Origin of the sequence: Acidovorax sp. Root568 (genome assembly GCF_001427445.1) — a bacterium.
Lineage (GTDB): Bacteria > Pseudomonadota > Gammaproteobacteria > Burkholderiales > Burkholderiaceae_C > Acidovorax > Acidovorax delafieldii.
This window is the reverse complement of record NZ_LMGP01000019.1, coordinates 80,855-93,727: the sequence shown is the minus strand read 5'-3', so window position 1 is coordinate 93,727 and position 12,873 is coordinate 80,855. Positions and strand designations below refer to the sequence as shown.

Sequence of the window (12,873 nt, the reverse complement as noted above, 5' to 3'; positions counted from 1 at the left end):
CATGACCTACCTGCTCGCTCTCGACCAAGGCACCTCCAGCTCCCGCAGCATCGTTTTTGACGAAGGCGGCCACATCGTGGCGCAGGCGCAGCTGGAGCTGCCGCAGATCTACCCCCAGCCCGGCTGGGTGGAGCACGACCCGCTGGAGATCTGGCGCACCCAGATAACCACCGCGCGCGATGCGCTGGCCAAGGCGGGCATTGCGGCCAGCGACATACGCGCTGTCGGCATCACCAACCAGCGCGAGACCACCGTGCTGTGGAACCGCCAAACCGGGCAGCCCGTGCACCACGCCATCGTGTGGCAGGACCGGCGCGCCGAACCCGCCTGCGCCCAGCTGCGCGAACAAGGCCATGCCGCCACCATCCAGGCCAAGACCGGCCTGCTGGTGGACGCCTACTTCTCCGGCACCAAACTGCAGTGGATGCTGGACCATGTGCCCGGCGCGCGGCAAGCGGCCGAGCGCGGCGAGCTGGCCTTTGGCACGGTGGACAGCTGGCTGATGTGGAAGCTCACCCACGGCAAAGTGCACGTGACGGATGTGAGCAACGCCTCGCGCACCATGCTGTTCAATGTGCACACCAACCAGTGGGACGACGAGCTGCTGGCGCTGCTGCGCATTCCCAAGGCGCTGATGCCAGAGGTGCTGCCGTCCAGCGCCCACTTTGGCGACATCGCGGCCGACCTGCTGGGCCACGCCATCCGCATTGGCGGCGTGGCGGGCGACCAGCAAAGCGCGCTGTTCGGCCAAGCCTGCTTCACGGCGGGCATGGCCAAGAACACCTATGGCACGGGCTGCTTCATGCTCATGCACACAGGCGGCAGGTTCCAGACATCGCAAAACGGCCTGCTCACCACCCGCGCGGCGCAGCCGGGCACGCAGCCCGAATTCGCCATGGAAGGCAGCGTGTTTGTGGGCGGCGCCGTGGTCCAGTGGCTGCGCGACGGCCTGCGCGCCATCTCCACCAGCAACGAGGTGGAGTCACTGGCCCAAAGCGTGCCCGATTCGGGCGGCGTGATGATGGTGCCCGCCTTCACCGGCCTGGGCGCCCCGTACTGGAAGCCTGACGCACGCGGCACCATCACGGGCCTCACACGCGGCACCACGCTGGGCCACATTGCGCGCGCGGCGCTCGAAAGCATTGCCTACCAGAGCGCCGCCCTGCTGCTGGCCATGAGCCGCGACGCCGTGGCCGCCGGCGGCGCCCCGGTGAGCGAGCTGCGTGTGGACGGCGGCGCCTGCATCAACGACTTGCTGATGCAGTTCCAGGCCGACCTGCTGGGCATCCCGGTGGTGCGGCCTGCAGTCATCGAGACCACCGCTTTGGGCGCAGCCTACCTGGCAGGGCTGTCGAGCGGCGTGTACCGCAGCACGGATGAACTCGCGCGGCTGTGGCGCGCCGACCGTCGCTTTGTGCCCACGCTCAGCAGCGCGCGTGCGCAGGAGCTGATGGCGAACTGGGAGCATGCGGTGCGCCAAACTACGGCAGCCTGAGGTCCCCGCGGCGCTGGGGTGACAAGGTCTCTGCCGTCCCAGTAGCCCGTCTTTCCTCCCATGAGTCCTGCCGCTGTCGCCGCTGCAGACATGGACTGACGGCCCGGCGGCGCTACCATCGTGGCCCTTCCTTGTTTGCCACCTTGCCTGCACGCACCATGAGCCAGACCACTGCCTCCCCAAACCTCCCCACCATCGCCTTCATCGGCGGCGGCAACATGGCTAGCGCCATCATCGGCGGCCTGATCGGCCAGGGCCACCCCGTGAGCCAGATCGAGGTGGTCGAGCCCTACGCCCCCACGCGCGAGGCGTTGCTCAAGAACTTTGGACTCACGGCGCAGCCCGAGGCGGGCGCTGCACTGCAGCGCGCCAGCATCGTGGTCTGGGCGGTCAAGCCGCAGACCTTCAAGGACGCGGCCGCGCAGGCCAAGGCCCACACCCAGCAGGCCCTGCACCTGAGCGTGGCGGCGGGCATCCGCTCGGACAGCATCGCCCAGTGGCTGGGCACCGAGCGCATCGTGCGCACCATGCCCAACACGCCCGCGCTGGTGGGCAAGGGCATGAGCGCGATCTACGCACGCCCCGCCGTGACCAGCGCCGAGCGCCAGAGCGTGGAGGCCATCATGGCGTCCACCGGCGAATTCCTGTGGGTGGAGAGCGAGACCCAGCTGGACGCTGTCACCGCCCTCTCGGGCTCGGGCCCGGCCTATGTGTTCTATTTCCTCGAAGCCATGACGCGCGCTGGTGTGGGCATGGGCCTGACTGAAGCGCAGGCGCACCAGCTGGCCGTGGGCACCTTTGTGGGCGCCTCGGAGCTGGCCCGCCGCTCCCATGAACCCCCGGCCGTGCTGCGTGAACGCGTCACCTCCAAGGGCGGCACCACCTATGCCGCCCTGCAGTCGATGGAAGCCAGCGGCGTGTCGCAGGCGTTCGAGGCCGCCATGCGCGCCGCCGAAAAGCGTGCCAACGAACTCGGCAACGAGTTCGGATCTTGATGTTTTGGGGCGGTAGCGCTAGTCGATCAAGCGCTGACCGCTATTAATTTGTGAGTACCGCCCGCACCAGATAGCTGCCCGCAATGCCCGCAAACACCGTGGCGCCCAGCCAGTGGTTGATGCGGAACGCCTTGAAGCAGCCCTCACGGGTACGGGTGCGGATCAGGGTGAAGTGCCACACGGCCTGGGCCAGCGCCACCGCAAGCGCTACATAAAATATAGCACCCAAGGCATACGGTTGTAGCGCTACTGCCCAAATACCCAAGAAAAGCAGATAAAACACCACGATGGCGGCCACATCCAGCCGCCCGAGGGTGATGGCCGAGGTCTTGATGCCTATCTTGAGGTCGTCGTCCCGGTCCACCATGGCGTATTCGGTGTCGTAGGCCAGCACCCAGAACATATTGCCCAGCCACATCCACCACGCCACCGCAGGCACGCTGCCCTGCACGGCGGCAAACGCGATGACGATGCCGAAGTTGAACGCAATGCCCAGCACCGCCTGGGGCATGGAGATGATGCGTTTGGTGAACGGGTAGGCAATGGCCACCAGCACGGCGGGCACCGACCAGGCGATGGCGGTGGTGTTGGTGGTGAGCACCAGGCCAAACGACACCAGCGCCAGCACCGCCCCCAGGCCCAGCGCCTCCTTCACCGACACCGCACCGGTGGTGACCGGGCGGTGCGCCGTGCGCTTGACGTGTTTATCAAAGTCGCGGTCGGCCACGTCGTTCACACAGCAACCCGCGCTGCGCATGAGGATGGTGCCCAGCACAAACACCGCCAGCAGGTGCCAGCCCGGGAAGCCGTCGGCCGCAATCCACAGCGCACTCAGCGTGGGCCACAGGCACACCAGCCAGCCAGCGGGGCGGTCCCAGCGGATCAGGTCGAGATAGAGCGAAAAACGGCTGCGGGGGGAAACAGGGGACGACGACATGATGGGACCATTACAAGAACAGGCTCAGCAGCACGACGCTGCGGCGGGTGGCGGGTGGCGGGTGGCGGGTGGCGGGCCACGGGCGCACAGAATGTAGCAGCAGCGCCGCGACTGGGGCACGCATCACCGGGGCCAGGTAACAGCCCCAGCGCGAGCACAAAACCCGTTAAAGTCTCCGCTCGTTCCCCCAACGCACCGCCCCCTGGGGCACCAACGCATGCCCCATACATCGACCTCCCAGGCCGCCGCGCGTTTTGCTGTCCCCCGCGGAATGCTGGTGGGATTTGTGATTGCTGCCCTCGCCACCGTGCTGATCGCGCTGGTGAACTTCCGCACCGCCCAGGTGCGCTCGCACGCTGTGGAAGCCATGGACGAGACCACGGTGACCATGCGCCACCTCAACCTGTTCGTGTCCTCGCTGAAGGATGCCGAGACCGGCCAGCGCGGTTACCTGCTGACAGGGGACGACACCTACCTGCAACCCTACAACCTGTCGCTGAGCGCCATGCAGCGCAACATGGCGCGGCTCAAGGAGCTGACGGACGATAACGCCGTGCAGCGCCGCCTGGTGCTGCAGATCGATGACCTGCGCCAAGAGAAGCTGCGCGAGCTCGCCGAAACCATTGAACTGCGCCGCTCGAAAGGCCAGGACGCCGCCGTGGCCGTGACGCGCAACGACTCGGGGCGGGTAATGATGGACCGCATCCGCGACTTGGCGTCGGACCTGTCCACGCTGCTGAACCAGCAGCTGGAGAACGACCGCAAGCAATGGGTGGAGGCTGCGGCCATGTCCACCTACTACTCTTGGGGCGGCTCCCTGGTGCTGCTGGTGCTCATCTGCCTGTCGGCCGCCGCCAATGCGCGGGAGTACCGCCTCAAGGCCCAGCAGTCCTGGGTGGCGGCCGGCCTCAACGGGCTGAGCCAGCGCATCCAGGGCGACCACCGGCTGGAGGACCTGGGCCAGCTCACGCTTGAATACCTGGCGCAATACCTGCGCGCGGCCGTGGGGGCAGGCTATGTGGCCGACTGCAACGGCGCGCTCACCCTGTTTGGTGGCTACGCCCTGCCCCGCGAACGGCTGGAGCAGCGCCTGCTGCCCGGCGAAGGCCTGGTGGGCCAGGTCGCGCGCTCGCGCCAGATGCTGCATGTGCGCGATGTGCCCGCCGGGCACCTGATGGTGTCGTCCAGCACCGGCCAGTCCGCGCCCACCGAACTGCTGCTGGCGCCCGCCATCGAGAACGGCGAAGTCTTTGCCGTGATCGAGCTGGGCTTTCATCGCCCGGTGACCGAGCCCGAGCGCACCCTGATGGAACGCGCCTCGCAGATGCTGGCAGTGGCCGTGCGCGCGGGCATCGACCGCAACCGGCTCGAAGCCTTGCTGGAAGAAACCCAGCGCCAGTCCGAAGAGCTGCAGACTCAGCAAGAAGAGCTGCGCGTGAGCAACGAGGAGCTGGAACAGCAAAGCCGCATCCTGCAAGAGTCGCAGGCCCAGATGGAGGTGCAGCAGACCGAGTTGGAGCAGACCAACGCCCACCTGGAGGCGCAGACACAGCAACTGGAATACCAGCGCGAGCAACTGCTGCGCGCCCAAAGCGCCATGACGGACAAGGCCCGCGAGTTGGAGCTGGCCAGCCAGTACAAGAGCGAGTTTCTGGCCAACATGAGCCACGAGCTGCGTACGCCGCTCAACTCCACATTGATCCTGGCCAAGCTGTTGGCAGACAACAAGCCGGGCAACCTGAGCGCCGAGCAGGTGAAGTACGCGCAGACCATCTACGCGGCGGGCAACGACCTGCTGGCCCTCATCAACGACATCCTCGACCTGTCCAAGATCGAGGCCGGCCAGGCCACCGTGTCGGTGGAAACGGTGACGCTGTCCAAGGCACTGCAAACCCTGATCGACCCGCTGCGCCCGCTGGCGCAAGAGAAGGGCTTGACGCTCACGGCCACCGTCGCCCCCGACGCACCCGCCACGCTGGACACCGACCCGCAACGCCTGGGGCAGGTGCTCAAGAACCTGCTGTCCAACGCGCTCAAGTTCACCGAGAAAGGCTCGGTGGCGCTGCATGTGTCGCGCAACCCGGACGACACGCTGTCGTTTTCCGTCAAGGACACGGGCATCGGCATTCCGGCGCACCAGCAGGAGCTGATTTTCGAAGCCTTCCGCCAGGCCGATGGCAGCACCCACCGCAAGTACGGCGGCACGGGCCTGGGCCTGTCGATCTCGCGCGACCTGGCGCAGCTGCTGGGTGGGTCCATCCACGTGCACAGCACGCCGGGCGAGGGCAGCGTGTTCACCCTGGTCCTGCCCCAGAAGCTGGTGCCTTCGTCGCCTGAAGCTGAACCCGCAATGCCGCTGGCGGCGCCTGCGCCAGCCCACGCGAAGGCACCGGTCGTCGCACCGGTTCCTTCGGCCCCCGCGTTGCCATCCGAGGCGGCCCCCACCGCACCCGCAGCCCCGCGCCGCGCGAGCGCGCGCAGCATTCTGGTGATTGAGGACGACGTGCGCTTTGCGCAGATCCTGAGCGACCTGGCCGGTGAGATGGATTTTGACTGCCACCTGGCCCACAACGCGGCGGACGGTCTGGCCTATGCGGTACACAGCCTGCCCAGCGCCATCGTGCTGGACGTGAACCTGCCCGACTTCTCGGGCCTGGGCGTGCTCGACCAGCTCAAGCGCAACCCGGCCACCCGCCACATCCCGGTGCACGTGGTCTCGGTGGCCGATTACTCGCAAGAGGCCTTGGGCCGGGGCGCCGTGGGCTACGCCCTCAAGCCCGTCAAGCGCGACGAACTGGTGCATGCCCTGCAGCGGCTGGAAGCCAAGTTCACCCAGAACCTGCGGCGCGTGCTGGTGGTGGAAGACGACGAACGCCAGCGCGAGAGCGTGCGCCACCTGCTCACCAACGACGACGTGGAGATCGTGGGCGCCGGCACGGCGGCCGAGGCGCTGGCGCACCTGCGCGGCTCCACCTTCGACTGCATGGTGATGGACCTGAACCTGCCCGACCTGAGCGGCTACGAACTGCTGCAGCAGATGACGGAGCAGGACGGCGTCTCCTTCCCCCCCGTCATCGTGTACACGGGCCGTGCCCTGTCGCGCAACGAGGAGCAGCAACTGCGCCGGTTCTCCAAGTCCATCATCATCAAGGACGCCCGCTCCCCCGAGCGGTTGCTCGACGAAGTCACGCTGTTCCTGCACCAGGTGGAGTCGGAGCTTTCGGCAGAGCACCGCCAGATGCTGCAGGTGGCCCGCAACCGCGAGACTGCCCTGGAAGGCCGCAACGTGCTGGTGGTGGAAGACGATGTGCGCAACGTGTTTGCGCTCTCCAGCATCCTGGAGCCCACCGGCATCCACGTGGAGATTGCGCGCAACGGCCTGGAGGCCCTGCAGGCGCTGGAGCGCGCCGGCAGCGGCGGCCACCCCGCGATTGACCTGGTGCTCATGGACATCATGATGCCGGAGATGGACGGCTACACCGCCATGCGCGAGATCCGCAACCGCCCTGAGTGGCGCCGCCTGCCCATCATCGCGTTGACCGCCAAGGCCATGAAGGACGACCAAGAAAAATGCCTGGCCGCCGGGGCCAATGACTACATCGCCAAACCGCTGGACGTGGAGAAGCTGCTGTCCCTGGTGCGGGTGTGGATGCCCAAGTAGGCCCCGCCATGCCCCATCGCAAGGCCCGCACCGCCGACATCGAGCAGCGCCTGCTGATCGATGCCATCTACCACCGCTACCACTACGACTTCCGGGGCTACGCACAGGCGTCGCTCAAGCGGCGGCTGGCGTCGGCGTTGGTGCAGTTTGACTGCAAGACGCTGTCGCAGCTGCAGGACCGCGTGCTGCACGAGCCCGCCGTGTTCCCTGCGCTGCTCGAATACCTCACCGTGCAGGTGAGCGACATGTTCCGCGACCCCAGCTACTTTCAGGCGCTGCGCCAGGAGGTGGTGCCACTGCTGCGCACCTACCCGTCGCTCAAGGTCTGGGTGGCCGGGTGCAGCGCGGGAGAAGAGGTGTATTCGCTGGCCGTCCTGCTGCAGGAAGAAGGCCTGCTGGACCGCACGCTGATCTACGCCACGGACATCAACCCGCACGCGCTGCGCGCCGCCGAGACGGGTGTGTTCGACCTGTCCCGGGTGCCTGCGTTCACCGAGAACCATGCGCGCTCCGGCGCCCGCAGCTCGTTGTCGGACTACTACGCTGCCGGCTATGGCCGCGTGGTGTTCGACAAGGGCTTGCGCGAGCACATGGTGTTCTCTGACCACAGCCTGGCCACCGACAGCGTGTTTGCCGAGGTCCATCTGGTGTCCTGCCGCAATGTGCTCATTTACTTCGAGCGCGACCTGCAAAACCGTGCACTCGGGCTGTTCCGCGAGTCGCTGTGCCACCGGGGCTTCCTGGGCCTGGGCTCCAAGGAGTCATTGCGGTTTTCTGGGCACACCGATGCCTTCGAGGACTTCGTGCTGGAGGACCGCATCTACCGAAAAAAGGCCGGACTATGACCAGCCCCGCCCTGGCGCCAAGGCCATCGCCACCGGGGGGCTACCACGCCGTCGTGGTGGGTGGCTCTTCGGGCGGTATTGATGCCCTCTTGCAGCTGCTGCCCGCGCTGCCCGCCACACTGCAGGCTGCGGTTCTGGTCGTGCTGCACCTGCCCCGGGACCGGCGCAGCCTGCTGGTGGACATCTTCCAGCCCCGCTGCGCCCTGGCGCTGCGCGAGGCGCAGGACAAGGACGCCATCACGCCAGGCTCGGTCAGCTTTGCACCACCCGACTATCACCTGCTGGTCGATGCCGGGCCCAGGGGTCCGCATGTGGGGCTGTCGCTGGACGCCCCTCTGCATTTTTCCCGCCCCTCCATCGACGTGCTGTTCGAATCGGCGGCAGACCACTACGGCCCCCGGCTGGTGGGCGTCCTGCTGTCGGGCGCCAACGAAGACGGCGTGCACGGCCTGCAGGCCATTCAGGCGGCGGGCGGCCTCACCATCGTGCAAGACCCCGCCAGCGCCAGCATGCCCACCATGCCGCAGGCGGCCATCGCGGCCTTGGCGGTTGACCACATCCTGCCCCCTGAAGGCATTGCAAGGCTGCTGGCAGACCTGCACCAGCGCCAGCAGCTTTGATACGGGCGCATGCGTCCCTCTTTGAGAACCCCACCCACCCTCCCCACCGCCCATGCCCCAGACCGACCGCACAAAATGCCTGCTCGTTGACGATGTCGAGGAAAACCTGATCGCCCTGGAGGCGCTGCTGCAACGCGACGGGCTGGACATCCTCAAGGCCCAGTCGGGCCCCGAGGCCCTGGAACTGCTGCTGGCGCATGACGACGTGGCCCTGGCCTTGCTGGACGTGCAAATGCCCGAGATGAACGGCTTCGAGCTGGCGGAATTGATCCGGGGCAGCGAGCGCACCCGGCACATTCCGCTCATCTTCATGACGGCGGGCTCACGCGAGCAGAACTGGCAGTTCCGGGGGTACGAGAGCGGGGCGGTGGACTTTCTCTACAAACCCATCGACCCGCACATGCTCACCAACAAGGCGAGCGTGTTCTTTGAACTGCACCGGCGCAAGCAGGCGCTGGCGCACGAGCTGCGCGCGCGCACCGAGGCCTTGCGCATCAACGAAATGTTCATGGCCGTGCTGAGCCACGACCTGCGCACACCGCTGCAGTCCATCGTCGCGGCGGCCACCGTGCTCAAGCGCCAGCCGCCCCCCGACAAGGCGGTGCTGATGGCCGACCGGGTGCTGGGCGCCAGCCAGCGCATGGGCCACATGATCGAAGACCTGCTGGACGTGACCCGCATTCGCCAGGCGGGCGGGCTGGCGCTGCAGCTGGGCTCCACCCACATGCAGGCGCTAGTGCAGCGCACGCTGGATGAGGTGGCCACCAGCCACCCGGAACGCCCCATCGATTCCACCCTGCAGGGAGACCTGGCAGGCACCTGGGATGCCGAGCGCCTGTGCCAGGTGGTCACCAATCTGGTCGGCAATGCACTGCACCACGGCAGCGCCGACCACCCCGTACGGATTGCGGTGGACGGGAGCCGCGCCGAGCAGGTGAGCATCACGGTGGCCAACGGCGGCACCATCCCCCCCGAGCTGTTACCGCATTTGTTCGACCCTTTCCGGGGAGGAGAACGCGAGCCTGGCCGCCACCAGGGTCTGGGGCTGGGGCTTTTTATTGCACACCAGATCGTGCGGGCCCACCGTGGAACCATCGAAGCCAGGTCGCAAGACAATGTCACCACCTTTCAGGTAACACTGCCGCGCCATTCGCCAGCGCGCCCGCACCGCAGTTGACCATGCCAAGCGCGCGCAGCCAGCGTGCCAACCAGCAGACAAGCCGACCGCCGGAAGCCGTGAAGGCGCTACCAGGGTGATGTGACAGGGGGGGAGACGAACCGCGAGCGGGCCGTGCCCGCAAGCGTCAGCCGGCGGCCGAGGCAAGCGCGCTTTGGATGGAATCGAGCAGCTGCTCCAGCTCTTCCAGTTCGAAGGGTTTGAGCAAGGCGCGCACGTTCGGCCCCCAATTGCTCGGATGGCTGCCCAGTTCATACCCGGAGCACAGCACCACCCAGCGCTGCGGATCATCTGCCAGCAGTTGGCGGGCCAGATCCGTGCCCGAAAGGCCGGGCAGGCTGACATCGGTCACCAGCACGTCAAAGGGGTCGCCAGCATCCAGCGCCAGCGCCTCTTCGGCAGAGGCGCAGGGCGTGACCGTCCGGCCTTCGCCTTCCATGAGCATGCCGATGGTCTCGCGCAGCTCCGGGTTGTCTTCAACGTACAGGATTCGCATACATCACAGGGAGTTGATCCGCCATGCCGTCCTGCGGGAAGGGAGCATGACCAAAACCCGCATCATGCGCAGGCGACCGTGCTGCGCCGTGTAGGACAAGGCGCTATTCTGCGCGCCTGTGCCATCTCCCCGCGCGCAGCCGGGCCGTGCGTCGGCCGACGCGCGCAGGGGAAGGAGAGCCCTTTTATTCTTCCAGCAGCGAGCGCAGCATCCACGCCGTCTGTTCGTGCACCGTGAGGCGCTGGGTCAGCAGGTCGGCCGTGGGCTCGTCGCTGGCCTTGTCGGCCAGGGGGAACAGGCTGCGCGCCGTGCGGGCCACGGCTTCGTGGCCCTCAACCAGCACACGCACCATGTCCAGCGCCTTGGGGGGCTTGGCGGGGGCGTCGGGTACCGTCGCCAGCTTGCCAAACTCGGCATAAGAACCTGGTGCCATATGGCCCAGCGAGCGGATGCGCTCGGCAATCGGATCCACCGCGTTCCACAGTTCTGTGTACTGCGCCATGAACATGGTGTGCAGGGTGTTGAACATGGGGCCCGTGACGTTCCAGTGGAAGTTGTGGGTGGTGAGGTACAGCGTGTAGGTGTCGGCCAGCAGGCGCGACAGGCCCTGAGCGATGGCAGCGCGATCCTTGTCGCTGATGCCGATGTTGATGCTGGGGGCAGAGGTTTTGCCGGATGCGGCTTTGCCAGGAGCTTTGGCCATGGGGAGGTTCCTTCCGTGCGGAGAACATGAAACACCCCGCGCTGTGCGGGGTCCTCAAATACTGTAGCGCAAGCGACTGGTCCCCCATGTCAGCCAAGGCCGATGCCTTGCACCTGGGTCAAGAAAACGCAAGTGGAGCCAAGCCCCACAGGCTTATTGCATGTGCGGCAAGTTGCCGATGCGCACCAGCATTTCGGTGAACATCTGCATGTCGGCATCCAGGTCCGCCACTTCCTTGAACTCCTTGGCATTGTGGGCGGTGTACTTCTTGCCAGGCATGGCAGGGCCAAAGTTGATGGCGTTGGGCATCAGCTTGGCGGTGGTGCTACCGGCCGTGGGCACGGGCTTGGCTTCGAGGCCGGTGGTGTCGCCAAAGGTGTTGAGCAACGTGGCCAGCCAGGCGCCCTTGGGGTCGCGGGCCATCCAGTTGCCTTGGTTGTGGTCCACCTCCACCGCCACGCCGGCCTGGGTGCCCCAGGCCTTGATGCGTTCGGTGGTGGCTTTGGCCAGTGCTTCGGGCGTGTTGCCACGGGGCATGCGCACGTTCACCAGCACATCGACCTTGCCATCCTTTTCGCGGATGAGGTTGGGAGACATCGTGAGCGGGCCCATGAAGTCATCGCTGTAGGCCAGCCCCATCGTACGACCCAGGTAGTCGGTGCCATACAGGTCTGTAAGGTAACGCACGGCCTGCGCGTAGCCATTGGGGGCCAGCACTAGGCCCGACTCATTGAGAAACAGCGCCAGGCGCGGCAGCGGGTTCACGCCTTCTTCGGGGCGCGAGCCGTGGGCCGATGCGCCCGTGACCTTGACCAAGATGTCTGCGCCTTCACGCGCCACATCGATGCTGAACTTGCCGCCCTGGCTGGTGTATTTGCCGATAAAGGCGTCCTTGCCAGCGCTGAGCTGGCGGGTGGTGGCATCGGCGTTGCCGCCACGCAGACGGGCCGTGGCCGTCTGGGGCACGGCGTTGGCCGATGCGGCGCCCGCCATGGCCACGATGGTGGGCTGGTTGCCTGCCGCGGCGCCCAAGGCAAAGGTGGTGCGCAGCGCACCCGAGCCCTTCTCGGCCACCACCGCAGGATATTTGCTATCGAGCACGATGTTGTACTCAGGCAGCGAGGTCTTGGCGCGGTAGTACTTCATCGCGTCGCCACCGGTTTCTTCGGTGGTTTCGATCATGAGTCGGATGGTGCGCGCCAGCGGCAGGCCGCTGTCCTTGACGGCCTTCATCGCAAACAGCACCGTGGCGATGGAGCCCTTGTCGTCAATGGAGCCCCGGCCATACAGGTTGCCGCCCACGCGGGTCAGCTGGAAGGGGTCAAGCTTCGTGCCATCGTCCAGCACCCATTCGTCGGCCACCACGGGCACCACGTCGGCATGGGTGAGGATGCCGAACTCTTCGGGGCCGCTGCCGGGCAGCTTCACTTCAAAGATGCGGTTGTCCACATTGCGGTACTGCAGGCCAAAGTCCTTGGCCATCCCTTCGACCAAGGCACCGAACGCAATGATGTGCTTGTCCTCGTGCGGCGGCACCTTGTCGGCCCGCACCGTGGGAATGGCCACCATCTTCGCCGTGGCGTCGATCACCGCCGCCTGGTTGCGCAAGCGGTTGTGCAGACCCAGCAAGCGGCTGATGTTGACCAGGTCATCACCCACCAAAGGCTTGTGCGCCAGGTAAGCCGACACGGCGGTCTGCAGCTGCGGCTGCATCTGTCCAGCCAGCGCCAGGAACTGTCGGAAGTCCGCTGCTGCAGCGGCGGCAGGCGCGGCCGCAATGCGGTCGAGCGCAGGCTTCTTCAGCGTCTGGGTCGCGGGTGGGGGGGKGGGGGTGGAGCAAGCCGTCAGGGCGGCAACCAGCGTGGCGGTGAGCCAAAGCGTCTTCATAAGAACCTCTTGTGGGGGCAAAGGCACCGACCGCCGATGGGCAGAGGGCGCCGTGGA

The 12,873-nt window shown here is 66.6% G+C and carries 10 protein-coding genes; 6 read left to right on the top strand and 4 right to left on the bottom strand.

All coding sequences use genetic code 11. The features are described from left to right. The first annotated feature begins 1 nt into the window (after position 1). On the top strand, positions 2-1,495 hold the full coding sequence (gene glpK / locus ASD75_RS21215) for a glycerol kinase GlpK (protein ID WP_056747884.1): 1,494 nt from the start codon (positions 2-4) through the stop codon (positions 1,493-1,495). A gap of 158 nt (positions 1,496-1,653) precedes the next feature. Then, complete coding sequence (proC, locus tag ASD75_RS21210) at positions 1,654-2,490, top strand: pyrroline-5-carboxylate reductase (protein ID WP_056748075.1); 837 nt, start codon at positions 1,654-1,656, stop codon at positions 2,488-2,490. Between the two features lie 43 nt (positions 2,491-2,533). Here proC and ubiA read toward each other — a convergent pair whose 3' ends face one another. Next, the gene (gene ubiA, locus ASD75_RS21205) at positions 2,534-3,427 is read right to left on the bottom strand and encodes a 4-hydroxybenzoate octaprenyltransferase (protein ID WP_056747882.1); all 894 of its coding nucleotides are present in this window, start codon (positions 3,425-3,427) and stop codon (positions 2,534-2,536) included. A 217-nt stretch (positions 3,428-3,644) separates the two neighbouring features. On the opposite strand from ubiA, the gene ASD75_RS21200 reads away from it, so the two are divergent. From ASD75_RS21200 to ASD75_RS21185, 4 genes are read left to right on the top strand one after another with little or no spacing between them, the layout of a single operon-like run. Beyond that, complete coding sequence (locus ASD75_RS21200) at positions 3,645-7,088, top strand: response regulator (RefSeq protein ID WP_056747880.1); 3,444 nt, start codon at positions 3,645-3,647, stop codon at positions 7,086-7,088. Between the two features lie 8 nt (positions 7,089-7,096). Continuing rightward, the gene (locus tag ASD75_RS21195) at positions 7,097-7,933 is read left to right on the top strand and encodes a protein-glutamate O-methyltransferase CheR (RefSeq protein ID WP_056748073.1); all 837 of its coding nucleotides are present in this window, start codon (positions 7,097-7,099) and stop codon (positions 7,931-7,933) included. Beyond that, complete coding sequence (locus tag ASD75_RS21190; protein ID WP_055395645.1) at positions 7,930-8,553, top strand: chemotaxis protein CheB; 624 nt, start codon at positions 7,930-7,932, stop codon at positions 8,551-8,553. Before ASD75_RS21195 ends, ASD75_RS21190 begins: the two co-directional genes overlap by 4 nt. Positions 8,554-8,605: 52 nt before the next feature. Next, positions 8,606-9,730 (top strand): hybrid sensor histidine kinase/response regulator, encoded by a 1,125-nt coding sequence (locus tag ASD75_RS21185; RefSeq protein ID WP_056747879.1) that lies wholly within the window; start codon positions 8,606-8,608, stop codon positions 9,728-9,730. A 127-nt stretch (positions 9,731-9,857) separates the two neighbouring features. On the opposite strand, the gene ASD75_RS21180 is transcribed toward ASD75_RS21185, so the two are convergent. The 3 genes from ASD75_RS21180 to ASD75_RS21170 form a co-directional block, all read right to left on the bottom strand. Continuing rightward, positions 9,858-10,226 (bottom strand): response regulator, encoded by a 369-nt coding sequence (locus ASD75_RS21180; protein ID WP_056747877.1) that lies wholly within the window; start codon positions 10,224-10,226, stop codon positions 9,858-9,860. 184 nt (positions 10,227-10,410) lie between these two features. Next, entirely contained in the window at positions 10,411-10,929 is a 519-nt protein-coding gene (locus ASD75_RS21175) for a Dps family protein (RefSeq protein ID WP_056747875.1), read from the bottom strand. 153 nt (positions 10,930-11,082) lie between these two features. Then, a complete protein-coding gene (locus ASD75_RS21170; RefSeq protein ID WP_056747874.1) occupies positions 11,083-12,816 on the bottom strand; it encodes a dipeptidase in 1,734 nt (577 codons plus the stop codon). Positions 12,817-12,873: the final 57 nt, after the last annotated feature.